The sequence below is a fragment of the Pseudomonas sp. NPDC077408 genome (genome assembly GCF_050269105.1).
Lineage (GTDB): Bacteria > Pseudomonadota > Gammaproteobacteria > Pseudomonadales > Pseudomonadaceae > Stutzerimonas.
Genome location: NZ_JBNNHS010000002.1, coordinates 457,256 through 475,444, shown reverse-complemented (window position 1 = coordinate 475,444; position 18,189 = coordinate 457,256). Strand labels below are relative to the sequence as shown.

The following is an 18,189-nucleotide window of genomic DNA, read 5'->3' as shown; positions in this document are numbered from 1 at the left end:
ACCGGTTTCTCTGAGATAACAATGTGAACATTCCAGGACGTTATTCCCCGCATCAGATGATCGCCGCTGAGCACCGTGTATTCGGTGGGCGTGATCTGTTTTCTCTGTGGTTCTCCCTCGGCGTCGGTCTTATGGTATTGCAGCTTGGCGCCTTGCTGGCGCCGGGTCTGGGCATGAGTGGTGCCTTGCTGGCCATCGTCAGCGGCACCGCAGTAGGCGTGATACTGCTCGGTGCGGTCGCGGTGATCGGCAGCGACACCGGCTTGTCCTCAATGGCGAATCTGAAGCGCACACTGGGCGACCGCGGCGCGGTGTTGCCGGCGCTGTTGAATCTGGTCCAGCTGGTCGGCTGGGGCGCCTTCGAGATCATTATCATGCGCGACGCGGCGAGCTTGCTGGCTGCGCGTGCGTTTGGCGAGCAGAGCGGATGGGTCAGCCCCGCGCTCTGGACGTTGTTCTTCGGAGCGCTGGCGACGCTGCTGGCGATCACCGGCCCGCTGACCTTCGTCCGTCGGATCTTGCGCAAGTGGGGCATCTGGCTGCTGCTCGGCGCCTGCGTCTGGCTGACCTGGAATCTGTTCGAAAAGGCCGATATCCGGGCCCTATGGGCACGTCAGGGCGACGGCTCGCTGCCCTTTGCGCTGGGCTTCGATATCGCCATCGCCATGCCGTTGTCCTGGTTGCCGCTGATCGCAGACTACTCGCGCTTCGGCAAGGCGGCGCGGCGTGTGTTCGGCGGTACGGTGCTGGGCTTCTTCGTAGGCAACGTCTGGCTGATGAGCCTCGGTGTCGCTTATACCCTGGCCTTTGCCGGCAGCGGCGAAGTGAACGCGCTGTTGTTGGCGCTGGCGGGTGCCGGACTTGGCATCCCGCTGCTGCTGATCCTGTTGGACGAGTCTGAGAATGCTTTTGCAGACATCCATTCGGCAGCAGTCTCCGTTGGCATACTGCTGCCGTTCAAGGTCGAGCGGCTGGCTTTGGTCATCGGTGCGCTGTGCACCTTGATCGCCTGGTTCGCACCATTGGCGCAATACCAGAACTTCCTGCTACTGATCGGCTCGGTATTCGCCCCACTGTTTGGTGTTGTGCTGGTGGATCACTACCTGCTCAGGAGGCGTGGCCGGCTGCAAATCGCCGGCACGATGCTGCGCTGGGAGACGTTGTTGGCGTGGGGTTGCGGTGCGGCTGTCTACCATTTGTTGGCAAATGCCTGGCCCGAGGTTGGCGCCAGCCTGCCGGCGCTGTTCCTCTCCGGGGGGCTGCTACTGGTGCTGAGCCGCTTTGCAACGACTACGGCAAGAACGCCGGTTTCAGTATCCCGCTGAGCTCCTTGTACGGAATCTCCAGCTCAGGGTGACCGCTCGAATACGGTGCGATGCTGTAAACGTCGTATTTGAGCAAGACCTTGTCGCGCAGGAACGCGATGTTTGAGGTCTGCTGAAACGGCCATTGGCGGCTGAAAGCGGCATCGTGCTCGTTGGCTAGAAGCCATTGCTGATGCGCCTTCGCGGCAACGCGCCAGAAGGCGCCTTCCTTGCCCGGCAGCAGTACATCGGCGAGCTTCAGCTCACGGTCCTGCGCTCGGTCGAAATTGATGAAGCCGCGTCCGGGCATTCCGTGAGCGCCGCCCGTGTGGATATAGCTGGACAGCTCTACCACCAGTAGCGGCCCATGTTGTTCACGCAGTTTGGCTTGAAGATAGCTGCTCCACCCTGGTTTCGCGTCTCGCAGGAAGGTCTGTTGATAGCCCTCGAGGGAGGCTGGGACCTCTACATCCGGGCTGTTTACCGTCATCTCGCGCAACCGTTGGTCGATCAGCGCGTTCAGTGCGGGCTCGTTTTCAAACAGCTGAGTATCTATGTTCACCAATGGGCAGCTATCGTCTTGTGCAGGACAGCCGGCTGGACGTTGCTCGCTGAGAATCTGTCGAACCTCCACAGGCGGTTCGCCACCGAAGTGTTGGCAGCCTCCAATGAGCAGGCTGAATGCTATTAACGCGATGGCATTGCGGATTGGCATCAATGGGTTGGCTCCTGCGGCGGTTTCAGTGCGGGTTCGAGTGCATGAGCGGAGCGAAGTTCGAGAATTGCCAGCTGGGCATCTTCCGTCGTGCGAATGGTCTGCTAAGGGCTGCGCCTGAGCAAGCGGCGCGCTAGGATGGCAGCAGAAAGACCGCTCACGCAGTGACGGTTGCAGCCTTTTTCCGACGCCGGCAGGTGCTGGAACAAACCGATATGTGAGTAGTGCATGAACGATATTTTCAAAGCCGGCGCCGACGATGTCGAGATCATCAGCCGCGAGCGCTGCTTCAGTGGCTTTTACAACCTTGACCGCTTCCGCCTTCGCCATCGTCTGTTCCGAGGCGGCATGGGTGCTGAGATCGAGCGCGAGCTGTTTGTTCGTCACGATGCCGTCTGCGTGCTTCCGTATGATCCTCAGCGCGACGAGGTCGTATTGATCGAGCAGTTTCGTGTCGGCGCCATGGCGCATGGCGATAACCCCTGGCTGGTGGAAACGGTGGCCGGCCTGATCGATAAGGACGAGCAGCCTGAAGAGGTGGCGCGCCGAGAGTCGATCGAGGAAGCAGGCCTGGAGCTCGGCGAGCTTTGGCCGGTGTCTGTTTACTATCCGTCCCCGGGGGGCAGCACCGAGCGCATCCATCTCTACGTTGGACGCTGCAGCAGTGTCGGTGCGGGCGGTGTATTCGGGCTGGAAGAAGAGGGGGAAGATATCCGTGCCGCAGTGTGGTCTCTTGATAATGCTTTGGAGGCGCTGCGCGACGGCCGGATTGATAACGCGGCTACGATCATTGCCCTGCAGTGGCTGGCCTTGAACCGCAGCGAGATCAGGGAGGCGTGGATATGAGGCGAACCCGCGAGCGATACCGCGTCGACCTGTTGGAGTTGCAGGCGGCCTGCGAGGCGAACTACATGCGTCTGATGCGCTTGCTGCCTGCGATGCGCAACCACCCGGATACACGCCGGATCGCCATGAGCCAGGGCGACCGGCTGCTCGGCGTGCTGGTGTTGACAGTGACCGAGAGCTGCCCCTACACCACCACAGTCCACATCAGCCAGCAGGACTGCCTGCCTTGGTTACCAGTGCCGCAGATGGACGTGCGGGTCTATCACGATGCGCGTATGGCTGAGGTGATCGGCGCCGAAAACGCTCGGCGTTTCCGCGGCATTTACAGCTATCCCAACGCGCAGATGCATCAGCCTGACGAGAAGAATCAGCTCAATCTGTTCCTTGGGGAATGGCTCGGCCACTGCCTGGCCTGTGGCCATGAGCTGGAGTCTGTGCTTTAAGCGAAGCAGCACACGTCTGAATGCGTGCTGGCGTTGTGCTATGCATCGATGATGCTCCCAAGCGGTTCTGTGATGCATGCCCGCATCGCGCGGTTTACCCCTGCAACTCCCAGCCACCATAATTCTGATGCGATTTCGCCAAAGGAGACGGGTCTTGGCTGCTGCGCCGCTCACTGTTGAAAACGACTCGGTATTGCTCGTACAACTGACCGATAGCCACCTGTTCGCAGAATCAGGCGGCAAGCTGTTGGGCATGGATACGGCTGAGAGTCTGCAGCGTGTCGTCGATCTGGTTCTCGATGAGCACCCTCGTATCGACCTGATGTTGGCGACAGGGGATCTTTCTCAGGACGGCTCACTTGCCTCCTATAAGCGTTTTCGCCAGTTGTCCGAGCGTATCGATGCGCCGGTGCGCTGGTGCCCGGGCAACCATGATGAATTGACCTCGATGCAAGAGGCCGTCCGTGGCAGCGAAATGATGATGCCTGTGCTTGATATCGGTGCTTGGCGGGTCGTCATGCTCGATACGCTGGTCCCGGGCGCGGTTTTCGGCATGCTGCGTGACGATCAATTGGACTTGCTGGAGCGAACCCTGCAGCAGTCACCGGAACGGCCTCACCTGGTCTGCCTGCATCATCACCCCGTTTCGATTGGCAGTCGCTGGATGGACAGCATTGGGTTGCACAACCGTGAGGCGCTGTTCGAAGTGCTGGATCGTTTCAGCTGCGTCAAAGCGTTGCTCTGGGGGCATATTCACCAGGCATTCGATAGCGAGCGTCGTGGTGTTCGCTTGCTAGCCACCCCGTCGACAGGGGTGCAGTTCACGCCCGGCAGCGAGGACTTTCAGGTCGATACACTCGCACCAGGCTACCGCTGGCTGCGGCTGTATGCCGACGGCAAGCTCGAGACGGGTGTCTCGCGAGTGGTCGGCACCGACTTCGTAGTCGACTACAGCGTCAAAGGGTATTGATAGTTCAAAGCCCTAAGGCATTTGGCGCTGACGCAACTCCACACTCATTTGTTTCCCGGGCGGCCTCCCGCTTCCCTGGCAGCTTGCAGCTTGCGCGCCTCGCCTAGTAGCCTTCCCATCCTTTGTCAGCCCAGCGAATCAGCATGACCCGCGACCAGCCCACCATTCTCTATATGCATGGCCTCAACAGTTCACCGCTGTCGCAAAAGGCCAGCCAGTTGACGGCGGCGCTAAGTCGCCTGGGCCTGACTGCTTCGCTGCAGGTGCCGGCGCTGCATCATCACCCCCGTCAGGCGATTGCGCAGCTCGAGAAGGCCATCGCCGAGTTGGGGCGGCCACTGCTGGTCGGCAGCTCCCTCGGCGGATACTATGCAACCCATCTCGCCGAACGCTACGGGCTGAAGGCCCTGCTGATTAATCCGGCCGTGACGCCTCATTGCCGTTTCGATGGCTATCTCGGGCCTCAGACCAACCTCTATAGCGGTGAGGTCTGGGAGCTGACTGAAGACCATGTCACGGCGCTAGCTGAGCTGGAAGTGCCGTCGCCGCAAGATGCCGAACGCTATCAGGTTTGGTTGCAGACAGGCGACGAGACGCTGGATTACCGCCATGCGGCCGATTTCTATAGGGGCTGTGCCGTGCGCATCCAGGCCGGTGGTGATCACGGTTTCCAGGGATTCTCCGAGCGGCTTCCTGCCTTGCTGGCGTTTGCCGGCTTCGATCCGGTGCTGTTTGCAGACGTCGATTTTTCCGATCTATAAGGACATCACGAGACGCACATGTCTTATACCGCCGAAGCCATTGAAGTCCTCTCCGGCCTGGATCCGGTGCGCAAGCGACCAGGCATGTACACCGACACCTCGAGGCCCAACCACCTCGCCCAGGAAGTCATCGACAACAGTGTCGATGAAGCCTTGGCGGGCCACGCCAGCTCGGTCCAGGTGATTCTGCACCAGGATAATTCGCTACAGGTGATCGACGATGGTCGTGGCATGCCGGTGGACATCCATCCGGAAGAGGGGGTTTCGGGTGTCGAGCTGATCCTCACCAAGCTGCACGCCGGCGGCAAGTTCTCGAACAAGAACTATCAGTTTTCCGGCGGTTTGCACGGCGTCGGTATTTCCGTGGTTAACGCGTTGTCGACCCGTGTGGAGGTGACCGTCAAGCGTGAGGGCAGTGAGTACCGCATGGCGTTCGCCGATGGCTTCAAGGCCAGTGAGCTGGACATCATCGGAACCGTTGGCAAGCGCAACACCGGCACCAGCGTGCATTTCTGGGCCGATCCCAAGTATTTCGACTCGCCGAAGTTCTCCATCAGCCGGCTCAAGCATGTGCTCAAGGCCAAGGCCGTGCTTTGTCCGGGACTGAATGTCAGCTTCGAGGATAAGAGCACCGGTGAGAAGACCGAATGGCACTACGAAGACGGCCTGCGCTCCTATCTGGTCGATGCTGTCAGTGAATTTGCCCGGCTGCCGGATGAGCCCTTCTGCGGCAGTCTGGCCGGCAGCAAGGAAGCCGTGGACTGGGCGCTGCTGTGGCTGCCCGAGGGCGGCGACAGCGTTCAGGAAAGCTACGTCAACCTGATCCCCACTGCGCAAGGCGGCACCCATGTCAACGGCCTGCGCCAGGGGTTGCTGGATGCGATGCGCGAATTCTGCGAGTTCCGAAATCTTCTGCCGCGCGGCGTCAAGCTCGCGCCCGAGGACGTCTGGGAGCGGATCGCATTCGTGCTCTCGACGAAGATGCAGGAACCGCAGTTTTCCGGCCAGACCAAAGAGCGTTTGTCTTCGCGGGAGTCGGCGGCGTTCGTCTCTGGCGTGGTCAAGGATGCCTTCAGTCTATGGCTCAACGCCCATCCCGAGCTGGGCTTGCAGCTGGCCGAGCTCGCTATCAGTAACGCCGGACGACGGCTCAAGGCAAGCAAGAAGGTCGAGCGCAAGCGTGTCACACAGGGACCGGCACTGCCTGGCAAACTGGCCGACTGCGCCGGGCAGGATCCGGCGCGCTCCGAGTTGTTCCTAGTCGAGGGTGATTCCGCCGGCGGATCCGCCAAGCAGGCGCGCGACAAGGAATTTCAGGCAATCATGCCGTTGCGCGGCAAGATCCTGAATACCTGGGAAGTCGACGGCGGTGAGGTGCTGGCCAGCCAGGAGGTGCACGACATCGCCGTGGCCATCGGGGTCGATCCGGGCGCGGCCGACATCTCCCAGCTGCGCTACGGCAAGATTTGCATCCTCGCTGATGCTGACTCGGACGGTCTGCATATCGCGACGCTGCTCTGCGCGCTGTTCGTTCGTCATTTCCGCCCGCTGGTGGATTCTGGTCATGTCTATGTGGCCATGCCGCCGCTGTACCGCATCGATCTCGGCAAGGATATTTTTTATGCGCTCGACGAAGCCGAGCGTGACGGCATTCTGGATCGCCTGCTGGCGGAAAAGCGCCGCGGCAAGCCGCAGGTCACGCGCTTCAAAGGTTTGGGTGAGATGAACCCGCCTCAGCTGCGAGAGACCACCATGGACCCTAACACCCGCCGGCTGGTGCAGTTGACGCTGGATGACTTCGACGGCACGCGCGAAATCATGGACATGCTGTTGGCCAAGAAGCGCGCAGGTGATCGCAAGAGCTGGCTGGAGTCCAAGGGCAATCTCGCGGAGGTGCTGCTTTGAGTGCTCGCTGGATGGCGCTGCTGGTCGCTCTGGCAGTGCCGTTTTCGGCAGCCGCCGCGCCCGAACTGACAATGGTCAGCGAGCATCCCGTCGAAGGGATCGCTGCGGGTAATCTCTCCGGGCTGGCCTGGTGCGGTGATGCGCTCTGGGCGGTATCCGACCGAGAGGACAGTGTGCTCTACCGCCTCGATGCCAGCGATACCGTCTGGCAGGCCGAGGCCGAGCGTTTTGAGTTGCCTCCCGTGCCGAATACCGGGCTTTCGTGGGGCGTACGTGTACGCTCCGCCTTCACTGGCATGTTGCGCGGTGGAGAGATGGATTTCGAAGGCCTGAGCTGCGACAGCCTGGGCAATCGTTACCTGGTCAGCGAAGCGCATGCGGCGGTGCTGCGCGTTAGCCCGGCAGGCACCGCCGAGTGGCTCAACTTGCCTGTTGCAGTGGTGCGTCAAGCGCGGGCGAGCGGAATGCTGCTCAAGTTCAACGCCATGTTCGAAGGCGTGGCGGTCGATCCTGGCGCCGATCGGCTGTGGCTGGCGGCAGAGCACAGTCGCCGAGGTCTGATGGTGACCCATCGCAATCAGAACAGCTGGCGCTGTACCGGTGGCTGCGTATTGATGGTCGGCGGCGGACGCGATTCAACCCCGCCCGCGATGGATGAAGCCACCCAGCCGCGGCGTTTTTCCGGGCTCACGTTTTATAGCGATAAATTGTTCACGCTCGAGCCAGTGGCGCATCAGATCTGTCGTCGCAAGTTGGAAAACGGGGAGCGTGAGGCATGCTGGTCCTACGCGGACACGGCGATGGCTGAACCGCGCCGCTACGACACCCCGTATGGCAATGCCGAAGCGCTCTGGGTCGATGCGGAAGGTGCATGGGTCGGGATCGACAACAATGAGCTTACCCGTGCAGATGGCGAAAAGCGTCCCGTCGTCTGGCGCTTTGCCGCGCCCAAGGGTGGGTGGAGTGCCAAGCAGTGAGCCAGCCTGCCGGGCGTCGTGCCGGGCGCATCATGCTGGTCCTGGCGTGGGGGGCGGGGCTGTTTCTGGCCACGCAGTTTTTCTCTGATTGGGAGCAGAGCCGTTTCAACCCCAACCGCGAGCCGGTGTCGGTCATCCAAGGCGAGCAGATCGAGGTACACCTCGATAGCAACCCGCAGGGGCATTTTGTGGCCGATGGCCGAATCAATGGCGAGACAGTGACCTTTCTATTGGATACCGGCGCCACCGATGTTGCAGTTCCCGCCAAAGTGGGCGACCGCCTCGGTCTGCCTCGCGGTGCTCCGGTGATGCTGCAGACCGCCAATGGGCAGACCACCGGTTACCGCACCGTGCTGGACAGCCTGGCCCTTGGCGACATCCGGCTGCACGACGTACGTGCCATCGTGGCGCCCGGATTTGGCGGTGAGCAGATATTGCTCGGCATGAGCGCCCTGAAACAACTCGAATTCACCCAGCGCGCCGGCACCCTGGTGCTGCGCCAACACGCCACGGATCGACCATGAGCGAAACTATCGACCTGAGCCTGGACGGCGTGGAGCGTCGCTCCCTTGCCGACTTCACCGAGCAGGCCTACCTGAATTATTCGATGTACGTGATCATGGATCGCGCACTGCCTCATATCGGTGACGGCCTCAAGCCGGTGCAGCGGCGCATCATCTATGCGATGAGCGAGCTGGGGCTGAACGCCGATTCGAAGCACAAGAAGTCGGCCCGTACTGTGGGTGACGTCCTCGGCAAATTCCACCCTCACGGTGATTCGGCCTGCTATGAGGCCATGGTGCTGATGGCCCAGCCGTTCAGCTATCGCTACACGCTGGTCGACGGTCAGGGTAACTGGGGCGCGCCGGACGATCCCAAGTCCTTTGCCGCCATGCGTTACACCGAAGCACGGCTGTCACGCTATTCGGAAGTGCTGCTCACCGAACTGGGGCAGGGCACTGTGGACTGGGTGCCGAACTTCGATGGCACGCTCAACGAGCCAGCGACTCTTCCGGCGCGCCTGCCCAACCTCTTGCTCAATGGCACCACCGGTATCGCCGTCGGCATGGCGACGGACGTACCGCCGCACAACCTGCGTGAAGTGGCCGCCGCCTGCGTGCGTTTGCTGGATGATCCGAAGACCACCGTCGAAGAGCTCTGCGAGCATGTGCAGGGACCGGACTACCCGACCGAGGCAGAGATCGTCACGCCGCGTGCTGACCTGCTGAAAATCTATGAAACCGGCCGCGGTTCGGTGCGCATGCGAGCGGTTTATCGCGTCGAGGACGGCGATATCGTGGTCACCTCGCTGCCGCATCAGGTGTCCGGCTCCAAGGTGCTGGAGCAGATTGCCGCACAGATGCAGGCGAAGAAGCTGCCAATGGTGGCTGACCTGCGCGATGAGTCGGATCATGAGCATCCTTGCCGGATCGTCATCATCCCGCGCTCCAATCGGGTCGATGCCGACGAGCTGATGCAGCATTTGTTCGCCACCACCGAGCTTGAATCCAGCTACCGGGTCAACACCAACGTCATCGGCCTCGATGGCCGACCGCAGGTGAAAAATCTCAAGGTGCTGCTCAGCGAGTGGCTGACCTATCGCATCGGTACCGTGCGCCGTCGCCTGCAGTTTCGGCTGGACAAGGTCGAACGCCGCCTGCACCTGTTGGAAGGTTTGCTGGTCGCCTTTCTCAACCTCGACGAGGTGATCCACATCATCCGGACCGAGGATCAGCCCAAGCCTGTCTTGATGGCGCGCTTCGAGCTGTCTGAGCTACAGGCCGATTACATCCTCGACACCCGCCTGCGCCAGTTGGCTCGGCTGGAGGAAATGAAGATCCGCGGCGAGCAGGACGAGTTGGCCAAGGAGCGCGAGAAGCTGCTGGCACTGCTTGGCAGCGAAGCCAAGCTGAAAAAGCTTGTGCGCAAGGAGCTGATCGCCGACGCCGAGACCTATGGCGATGACCGTCGCTCGCCCATTGTTGCGCGAGCCGAAGCCCGCGCGCTGTCGGAAAATGAACTGCTGCCTTCCGAGCCCGTCACCGTGGTGATCTCGGAGAAGGGTTGGGCACGCTGCGCCAAGGGCCATGATATCGACGCCACCGGTCTGTCCTACAAGGCGGGTGACGGCTTCAAGGCCGCCGCAGCAGGCCGTTCCAACCAGTACGCTGTGTTCATCGACTCGACTGGGCGCAGCTATTCGCTCGCGGCCCATTCGCTGCCCTCAGCGCGCGGCCAGGGCGAGCCGTTGACTGGCCGCCTGACGCCGCCACCCAGTGCCGGTTTCGAATGCGTCCTGTTGCCCGATGACGAGTCGCTGTACGTGATAGCGTCGGATGCTGGCTATGGTTTCGTGGTCAAGGGTGAGGATCTGCAAGCCAAGAACAAGGCAGGCAAGGCACTGTTGTCGCTACCAGCCGGTGCGCGAGTCGTCGCGCCGCGGCCGCTGAAAAGCCGCGACCAGGACTGGCTGGCCGCCGTTACGACGGAGGGGCGTTTGCTGGTGTTCCCGATTCGAGACCTGCCGCAGCTGGGCAAGGGCAAAGGCAACAAGATCATTGGCATTCCGGGTGACCGGGTCGCAAGCCGTGAGGAGTATCTAACAGATCTCGCCGTGCTGCCGGAAGGGGCGACGCTGGTCTTGCAAGCTGGCAAACGTACCCTTTCGCTGAAGAGCGATGATCTGGAACACTATAAGGGTGAGCGCGGGCGGCGGGGCAACAAGCTGCCGCGCGGCTTCCAGCGAGTGGACGCACTGTTGGTCGAGTAAGTTGCTTGGCCGGATAGGTCGTGGAGGCTGGATTCTGCTGGGCGTTTCGCGGAAGATAGCGGCCTTCCGATTTCTCCGATTTTGCAATGCGGCGCCGGTAATTGCCGACCACGTCGCCTGCCAAAGACAATCAGCACGATGGCTGACGGTAAACGATGGCAGCGGCGCAGACAGGCGCCAGCCGCCTTACGCGTCGCCCAAGCCCAGTGCAAAGGTAGAGATGAACGTGCAACGCTTCACAACTGTTTTGCTACTTGCCTGTGCCAGCCTGGCCGGCTGTGTCACCCAGCCTGTGCCAATGTATCGACTCGACAACGGCAACGTCGAAATGCCAGCGCAAGCAGCGGATGGCGCGGCAGTTCTGCTAGGGCCGATCAAGTTGGCCGATTATCTGCAACACGACGCCTTGCTGCAGCGGCTGCCGGACGGCAGCCTGGCCGCAGACGGCCAGCAGGCGCGCTGGGCTGGAAGCCTGCAAGGCGACATCAGTCAGCTATTGTTGCGCCAGTTGGCCTCGCGCTTGAAGACTCAGAGCCTGGAGCTGAGCCCTGGCAGCAAGGGGTTCATCCCTGAGGTACAGGTCGAACTCGAGATCACCCGCCTGGATTCCGGCCCTCAGCATCCTGCTGTGCTGGAGGCTCAGTGGCGCCTGTTGGACGGGCAGGGTAAGCGCAAGAGCAGCCGGCTGGTTCGCTTGCAAGAGGCGCATCAAGGCAGCGCAACCGACCAGGTGCGGGCGCAGAGCCTGCTCCTGCGGCGACTTAGCGAGATGATGGCGGGCGCGGTTGAGCCGATGATGGTGGCCAAGGCTCGCACCAAACACAGCGTCAACAAAGCGCCGAGCAAGTCCGCCGCTCCGGCAATCCCGGCAGTGGAACCGATCAGGACTGACCTGGAAGTGTTTCGCTTCTAAGCGATTTGCTTAAAGCGTCTGTTTGCATACCCTTGCGCTGACCGGGGCGTTTCCTAGTGGCAGCGCGCGTTCCCACGATTTCGAAGATCTTTCGCGGGCAGGAGCCGCGCGGGCGTATATCAGACCAGCATGGCTGAGGCTTGCATGTCCGTTGACCGCGGCTACCATCGAGCCACTGGGCAGCTTGCCGGCAATCGGTCCCGCCGACGCGCGGGTGCCGACCGCGGTTGTCAGGTAGGGACTCACTGCAGCGAAACGGGCCCGAGTGATGATTGCCGGTGTCAGCTGATGCGGTTGCGCAGCTCATGCATGCGAGCGAGCTGGCGCTCCAATAGCGACGGGTAAGGCTCGAGCAGTCGCTCGACGCAACAGGCGCCTTCTGGGCTCGCAATGGGACGGATACGCGCACGCTGGCGAATCAGACTGTCTTCGCCAATCCCTCGTTCGACCAGCAGCAGGTTGCGGCTATGTTGAGACATGGCCAGCGCTGCCTGCGCGGGCTCACTCAGTAGAAGGTCGCCTTGGCTGAGGTCGTACAGCCCCTCACCCTGGGTCAATCCGAGCTGCAGCTGTAGTGTGATACCGCTATCGGCCACTTCGATTTGCAACGCGTGCCCAAGCGCGCGCATCAGTTCGCCACAGCAGAGCGCGTGGGTCAGGTAGTTCTGCTCATCGTCCTGGCTGTGAAACAACATCAGGCTGCTGCCATCGTTGAGCGTATGCAGTTCGGCCTGATACAGGGTCGCGGCCTGCTGCAGGCAATCGCTATAGCGCTGCAGGAGCTCGGTAAGCCGCGCGCGTGGCAGACGGCGCAATTGCTCTTGGGCGCCGAGCTGAATCGCCAGCACGCCACTTTTGCCCGAGATCGCTGGGGCTGCGGGAATGATGGTTGCCGGAGCTTGGGCAGGCGCAGGCTTGGGCTCATCGAATGGAGGGTCGTCATCGAAGCCATCGTCGAATGACTCATCGGAAGCATGATCAACGGTGACCAAACTCTCAGTCGATTCATCGAGATGGTCCCGAAGATCCACATCGGAACGGTCGTAGTCTTTGACCGCAGCCGGGGCAGGCACCTCGAAATGTGCCGAATAGAGATCCTGCATGCTGTCGTCTAGCTCGATTTCCGGCTCTGGCTTTTCGGGCACCAGGCGTGCCTGCAGCTGCCGCGCCAATTCGCCGATCTCATCTTGCCGGCCTGCGCCGGGCGCTGGGTCATCGGGATCGCGCAACCACAGCCGCAACTGCATCAGAGGCAGGGACAGCTGCCGCCCCAGGCGCATGCTAAGCGTCAGGGTTAGCGCTAGCAGGATAAGACTGAGCAACCCCATGCTTTGCAGGCTGATAGTCATTGGCTGCTGGAACTGCTGCATGTCGAGGCTGATGCGCAGATGTCCGGCGATCACCTCCTGAAAACTGATGGGCGTGGAATAGAGGCCTTCCTCGTCGCCCAACAGACTTCGCTGCGGGCGGGTACCCGATTCCGCCAGCACCCGGTTGTCGACACTGTAGATCGCCGCGTGCGCCACCAGCGGGTTCTTCACCAGGTTGCTCAGCAAGACATTGAGGCTAAGAATATCGTTAGCCACCAGTAGATCCGTCGCCGAGGCGGCCGTCTGGGTGATCAGGCTTTGGCCAAGGGCATCGGCCTGCTGCTCCATCGCATGCTTGAATTGCATGCCCATGACCCAGGCGTAGATGATCAAGGCCAGCGCGACGAGCAGCAGCGTGTGGCTGGCTACCCGCAGAACCAGCGGAACACGACGCTGGCGCAATGCACGATAGATCAGCAGGAAGAAATTGTCGGGCTTGACGGATGCGGGCCGGTTCACAGAGCGCGGCTCTACTCTTTAGGAAAGTGGCGCGCAGTATACGGAAAGCGCTGTGGGGGCTAAAGGTCGCTCGGTCAAAGCAGACGAATTGCAGGCGCGCCAAAGCAGATATGGATTGGAAACCGGTGCGTCGCTGCAGCGTTCAGCGGCCGTCCTGCTGATATAGAATGCCCGTCTTCTTTGCATAGGAGCTACGCCTTGCGCGAAATCGTCCTGATTAACATCACTGGGGAAGACCGCCCTGGGTTGACCGCGGCAATCACCGGCGTACTCGCTCAAGGTGGTGTGAATATCCTGGATATCGGTCAGGCCGTGATCCACGACACCCTGTCGTTCGGCATTCTGGTGGAAATACCTGATACCGAACGTGCTTCTTCTGTACTCAAGGATGTGCTGTTCATGGGTTACAAACATGACCAGCAGGTGCGCTTCACACCCGTCGCGGAGGCGGATTACCAGCAGTGGGTGGCCGGGCAGGGTAAGCCCCGGCACATCGTTACCCTGTTGACCCGTAAGGTGACTGCCGAGCAGTTGCAGCGGGTCAGCTCGATCACCGCCAAGTACGGCCTGAACATCGATCACATAGATCGTCTTTCGGGTCGCCAGCCACTGGACATGCCGGAAGAGTTGGGCAAGGGTTGCATCGAGTTTTCGGTTCGCGGCGAGCCTGCCGATACCGCAGCGTTGCGCGCTGAGTTTCTCAGCGTGGCGCAGGAACTCAACGTCGACATCGCTTTTCAGCGTGACTCGGTTTTCCGCCGCAATCGCCGGCTGGCGGTGTTCGACATGGACTCGACGCTGATCGAGGCGGAAGTCATCGACGAGTTGGCCAAGGTGGCAGGCGTTGGCGATCAGGTGTCGGAGATCACCGAACGTGCGATGCGCGGCGAGCTAGACTTTCGCGCGAGCTTCCGGGAGCGCCTGGCATTGCTCGAAGGCCTGGAGGAGCGCGCGTTGGCAGAGGTGGGCGCCCGGCTCAGGCTCACTGAAGGCGCTGAGCTGCTTTTCGCCGAGCTAAAACGCCTCGGCTACAAGACAGCCATCCTGTCAGGTGGCTTCACCTATTTTGCAAAACAGCTGCAAGCCAGACTGGGCATCGATTACGTCTACGCCAACGAGCTGGAGATTGTCGATGGCAAGCTCACCGGTGTCGCTCAGGAGCCCATTGTCGACGCACAGCGCAAGGCCGATCTTCTCCGCGAGCTGGCTGAGCGGGAAGGTTTGAGGCTGGAGCAGACCATTGCCGTTGGCGACGGCGCCAATGACCTGCCGATGCTTGGATTGGCGGGGTTGGGTGTCGCCTTTCGAGCCAAACCACTGGTCAAACAGTCGGCCAAACAGGCGATCTCGACACTGGGGCTGGACGGGATTCTCTACCTGCTTGGCTTCCGGGATCGTGAAGGAACGGAATAAGCAGGCTGGAAGCTGAGCGGTTGGCTTTAGCTTCCAGCTAAGGCGTGCCTTACGGCTTTATCGCCACTTTGAGCACCCCGTCGCGCTGATTGGCGAACAGCTCATAGGCGCTGGTGATGTCGTCGAGGGCGTAGTGATGGGTCACCAAAGGGGCAAGGTCTACCCGTCCCGAGGCCACCACGTTCAGCAACCGCCGCATCCGCTCCTTCCCTCCAGGGCACAGCGAGGTCACGATCTTGTGGTCGCCGAGACCGGCATGGAAGGCACCAAGCGGGATGGTGAGGTCGGCCGAATACACGCCCAGGCTAGACAACGTGCCACCAGGCTTGAGCACGCGTAAGGCGCTCTCGAAGGTGGACTGTTGCCCAAGTGCTTCGATGGCGGCATCAACGCCCCGGCCGCCGGTGAGCCGAAGAATTTCCTCGACTACATCCGTTTGTTTGAAGTTCAACGTCACGTCAGCACCCATTTGCCGTGCAATGTCCAGGCGTGCATCGACACCGTCGACAGCGATAATCATCCCGGCACCCCGCAGGCGTGCCCCGGCGGTGGCGCAGAGACCGATCGGTCCCTGGGCGAAGATGGCCACTATGTCGCCGATTTTGATTTTGGCGGCTTCGGCGCCGGCGAATCCGGTGGACATGATGTCGGGGCACATCAGTACCTGCTCGTCGGTTAGCCCGTCGGGGACCGGCGCCATATTGCCCTGAGCGTCCGGGACCAGTACGTACTCGGCCTGGGTGCCGTCGATGGTATTGCCGAATCGCCAACCGCCCATCGGCTTGTAGCCGTGGCAGGCACAGCCGCCGTCCTGAGAGGAAAGGCCGTCCTGGCTGGCATAGGAGGAGAAGTTTGGACAAATCGCACCGGCGATGACGCGCTGGCCCTCTCGGTAGCCCTGTACGTTGCTGCCTAGCTTCTCTATCACGCCCACGGGTTCGTGGCCGATGGTCAGGCCGGCGGCCACGGGATACTCGCCCTTGAGAATATGCACATCGGTGCCGCAGATGGTCGTGGTGGTGATACGCACCAGTGCGTCGTTGGGGCCGACGTCGGGGATAGGTTTGTCAACAAGCTCGATTCGGCGGGGTTCGACGAACGCGGCGGCTCTCATCATGGTCATGACGCATTCCTCGCAGGCTAGGTCAGAACACTCTAGTCCAATCCTGGCGGTCGGAGCTGACAGAGATCAAGCCCTGCGGGGACGCCCAGGTGTCGACGCGGGCTTTTCGCCGTAGCGATTCGACCGACCGATGGAGCCAGCGCTGCTGGGAATCAATCTTCGTCGGAGGAGAAGTTGTAATCCATCGACTGGCTCGGGCCCTGCAGGTACTGGCCCTGGATATAGCCCACACCCGCCTGCCAGAGCGTCGCCAGCACGGTGGCGCTGTCTACGAAGGGCACAATGGTCTGCTTGGCCTGTTCATGGAGCTGTGCCAGGAGCTGTTTGAGCGCTTCCTGATTCTCCTGGCGGCTCAGGTCCTGGGTATAGGAGCCATCGATCTTCACGAAGTCGGCGTTGAGGTGCTTGAGCGTATTGAGCGGATTCAGCACACAGCCGAACTGGTTCAGGGCGACGCGGCAGCCGAGCCCGGCAAGCCCCTGGGTGAGCGCCTTGGCCTGCCTCAGGTAAGCGACGGCGTCGTTTTCGTCAAGTTGGAAAACCAGCGAATCGGGCGGCAGCTTGGAAGCTTTGAGCGCGACGCCAAGCCAGCCAAGAAGTGATGGGTCCTGCAGACTGGGCCCTGACAGGTGAACCATCAGCCTCGTGCTGTGGCCCTTGCTGCGGTGTTCGGCGAGCAATTTGATCGAGTTAAGCAGTACCCAGCGATCAATCTTGGTCGCCAGTCCTGCCTCTTTAGCGGCATCGAGAAACTCTCCCGGCGGAACCTCGGTGCCCTCTGGGTCGAGCAGGCGTAATAGCACTTCGTAGTGTTCGTGGCTATCGCCGCGGAGGCTGATGATCGGTTGGAACAGCAGGCGGAAGCTGTTTTTCTCCAGCGCCTGTTGCAGCATGGCGAGCACGTTGCCGCGGCTAGCGGCGGCTGCAAGTTCGCGGGCCGGATCGTAGGTTCGCAGGGCGTTGCCATCGGTCAGCTCTTCGGCGCAGCGGTGGGCGCGGTCAATCACGTCCCGAGCTTTCGCAGTCTGTTCGTCGAGGGCGGCGACCCCGATACTCAGGCTGGTCTGAATGGTGCGGCCACCGACATCGAAAAGATGCCCTTCGACCTTGCGTAGCAACTCGGTCAGGGGCTGTTCGAGTTGCTTTGGCGTGGCCTCTGCCATGAGTACCGCGAACGCATCGTCACCGAAGCGCGCCAGTTCGGCCTGCTCCGTAAACTGCGCGCGAAGCAGCTGCGCCAATTCGGCCAGCAAGCGATCCGAATCGCCCAGGCCGATTTCGGCTTGCAGGCTGGCGAAACGATCAATGCGGATGTAGGCGAGGCTCGAACTCTTTCCGGCGTTTACTGCGCGCTCGACCGCGCCGTCCAGCGACTCAAGGAAATGGTTGCGGTTGTAAAGACCGGTCACCAGATCCTGGCTGCTGATCTCGCGCAGCTTTTCCAGTTCGGCATTGTCGCTTTCTGCGCGAATGACAGCCTGGATGCACGGCTCGCCATCGTAGCTGGCAGGCGAAAAGTGCATGCTTGCCTTGAAGCTGCTGCCGTCAGCGCGAATCCCGCCGCAGACCAGTTCGGCGCTGCCCTGCAGGCTTTGATAGTTCTTCAGAAAGCCTTTGAACTCGCCCTGATCACAGGAAGCGATCAGGTCAATCATTGGCATGCCTTCGAGCTCTTCAACATCCTCGTAGCCAAACAGCTCCAGATAGGCTCGGTTGGCGTAGATATGCATGCCGTCGTGGACATAGGCAATGGCATCCACCGAACTCTCCAGCAGCAGCTGGCAGCGCTTTTCGGCTTCGCGTAGTGCCAGTTCGGCGGAGCGGCGAGCACGACGCTCCTCGAGGTTTGCCAGTTCCCTGCTTGCGACCAGGATCAGCCACTCGTCTTCGCCCTGCGGCAGCGCGCCCTGAGCGCCCAAGGTGAGGGCTTCGGTAATCGCATCGGTGTCGTTGCCCTCGATAAGCTGGATGACCGGAATATCCTTGGCTTGCTTGCGAATGGCACTGATAGCTTCGCTAGGATCGAGGTTGGCGCTGGACGGCGCGTTGATCAGAAGATCCCAGGTCTGCTGCAGTGCATCGGCTAAGTCTTCGCTGGAGGTCAGGCGATGGACGCGCGTCGCCTGGCCCGCGTTACGAAACAGGCTGACCAGTCGCTCAGCTTCATTCTGCGAATCCTCAAGGATCAGCAGGCGGATGGTTTTCTTTTGCGGGGCCATG

15 protein-coding genes are annotated in these 18,189 nt (G+C 61.3%); 11 read left to right on the top strand and 4 right to left on the bottom strand.

What is annotated here, in order from left to right; genetic code table 11:
- Positions 1 to 56 precede the first annotated feature (56 nt).
- Positions 57 to 1,325, top strand: coding sequence for a putative hydroxymethylpyrimidine transporter CytX (gene cytX, locus ACQKEK_RS07260; protein ID WP_499142226.1), 1,269 nt, complete (start codon positions 57 to 59; stop codon positions 1,323 to 1,325).
- Here the strand turns inward: cytX and ACQKEK_RS07255 are convergent.
- Positions 1,291 to 2,019: an RsiV family protein gene (locus ACQKEK_RS07255; RefSeq protein ID WP_499141808.1), complete on the bottom strand. Its 729-nt coding sequence runs from the start codon at positions 2,017 to 2,019 to the stop codon at positions 1,291 to 1,293. The genes cytX and ACQKEK_RS07255 overlap by 35 nt on opposite strands.
- A 228-nt stretch (positions 2,020 to 2,247) precedes the next feature.
- Here ACQKEK_RS07255 and ACQKEK_RS07250 point away from each other — a divergent pair, with 228 nt between their 5' ends.
- The 9 genes from ACQKEK_RS07250 to ACQKEK_RS07210 all read left to right on the top strand — a co-directional run bounded on the left by ACQKEK_RS07250 (position 2,248) and on the right by ACQKEK_RS07210 (position 11,604).
- On the top strand, positions 2,248 to 2,865 hold the full coding sequence (locus ACQKEK_RS07250) for an NUDIX domain-containing protein (RefSeq protein ID WP_499141806.1): 618 nt from the start codon (positions 2,248 to 2,250) through the stop codon (positions 2,863 to 2,865).
- Positions 2,862 to 3,308: a DUF1249 domain-containing protein gene (locus ACQKEK_RS07245; RefSeq protein WP_046161745.1), complete on the top strand. Its 447-nt coding sequence runs from the start codon at positions 2,862 to 2,864 to the stop codon at positions 3,306 to 3,308. Before ACQKEK_RS07250 ends, ACQKEK_RS07245 begins: the two co-directional genes overlap by 4 nt.
- A gap of 154 nt (positions 3,309 to 3,462) precedes the next feature.
- Complete coding sequence (cpdA, locus tag ACQKEK_RS07240; RefSeq protein WP_446697599.1) at positions 3,463 to 4,278, top strand: 3',5'-cyclic-AMP phosphodiesterase; 816 nt, start codon at positions 3,463 to 3,465, stop codon at positions 4,276 to 4,278.
- A 143-nt stretch (positions 4,279 to 4,421) separates the two neighbouring features.
- Positions 4,422 to 5,039, top strand: a complete 618-nt coding sequence (locus ACQKEK_RS07235; protein WP_127840220.1) for a YqiA/YcfP family alpha/beta fold hydrolase — start codon at positions 4,422 to 4,424, stop codon at positions 5,037 to 5,039.
- A gap of 18 nt (positions 5,040 to 5,057) precedes the next feature.
- Complete coding sequence (parE, locus tag ACQKEK_RS07230) at positions 5,058 to 6,944, top strand: DNA topoisomerase IV subunit B (protein ID WP_499141805.1); 1,887 nt, start codon at positions 5,058 to 5,060, stop codon at positions 6,942 to 6,944.
- The gene (locus ACQKEK_RS07225; protein WP_499141803.1) at positions 6,941 to 7,921 is read left to right on the top strand and encodes an esterase-like activity of phytase family protein; all 981 of its coding nucleotides are present in this window, start codon (positions 6,941 to 6,943) and stop codon (positions 7,919 to 7,921) included. The genes parE and ACQKEK_RS07225 overlap by 4 nt, the downstream gene beginning before the upstream one ends.
- Positions 7,918 to 8,445 (top strand): retropepsin-like aspartic protease family protein, encoded by a 528-nt coding sequence (locus ACQKEK_RS07220; protein WP_499141802.1) that lies wholly within the window; start codon positions 7,918 to 7,920, stop codon positions 8,443 to 8,445. Before ACQKEK_RS07225 ends, ACQKEK_RS07220 begins: the two co-directional genes overlap by 4 nt.
- Positions 8,442 to 10,691 (top strand): DNA topoisomerase IV subunit A, encoded by a 2,250-nt coding sequence (gene parC / locus ACQKEK_RS07215; protein ID WP_499141801.1) that lies wholly within the window; start codon positions 8,442 to 8,444, stop codon positions 10,689 to 10,691. The genes ACQKEK_RS07220 and parC overlap by 4 nt, the downstream gene beginning before the upstream one ends.
- Before the next feature lie 220 nt (positions 10,692 to 10,911).
- Positions 10,912 to 11,604, top strand: coding sequence for a PqiC family protein (locus ACQKEK_RS07210; RefSeq protein ID WP_499141800.1), 693 nt, complete (start codon positions 10,912 to 10,914; stop codon positions 11,602 to 11,604).
- A 281-nt stretch (positions 11,605 to 11,885) separates the two neighbouring features.
- Here the strand turns inward: ACQKEK_RS07210 and ACQKEK_RS07205 are convergent, their stop codons facing one another.
- Complete coding sequence (locus ACQKEK_RS07205) at positions 11,886 to 13,433, bottom strand: AhpA/YtjB family protein (protein WP_499141798.1); 1,548 nt, start codon at positions 13,431 to 13,433, stop codon at positions 11,886 to 11,888.
- A gap of 198 nt (positions 13,434 to 13,631) precedes the next feature.
- Between ACQKEK_RS07205 and serB the strand changes: the two genes are divergently transcribed.
- Positions 13,632 to 14,846, top strand: coding sequence for a phosphoserine phosphatase SerB (serB, locus tag ACQKEK_RS07200; RefSeq protein WP_019340011.1), 1,215 nt, complete (start codon positions 13,632 to 13,634; stop codon positions 14,844 to 14,846).
- Between the two features lie 49 nt (positions 14,847 to 14,895).
- Here the strand turns inward: serB and ACQKEK_RS07195 are convergent, their stop codons facing one another.
- Complete coding sequence (locus ACQKEK_RS07195; RefSeq protein WP_499141796.1) at positions 14,896 to 15,969, bottom strand: NAD(P)-dependent alcohol dehydrogenase; 1,074 nt, start codon at positions 15,967 to 15,969, stop codon at positions 14,896 to 14,898.
- Positions 15,970 to 16,121: 152 nt separating this feature from the next.
- Complete coding sequence (locus tag ACQKEK_RS07190; protein WP_499141794.1) at positions 16,122 to 18,188, bottom strand: GGDEF/EAL domain-containing response regulator; 2,067 nt, start codon at positions 18,186 to 18,188, stop codon at positions 16,122 to 16,124.
- Position 18,189 lies beyond the last annotated feature (1 nt).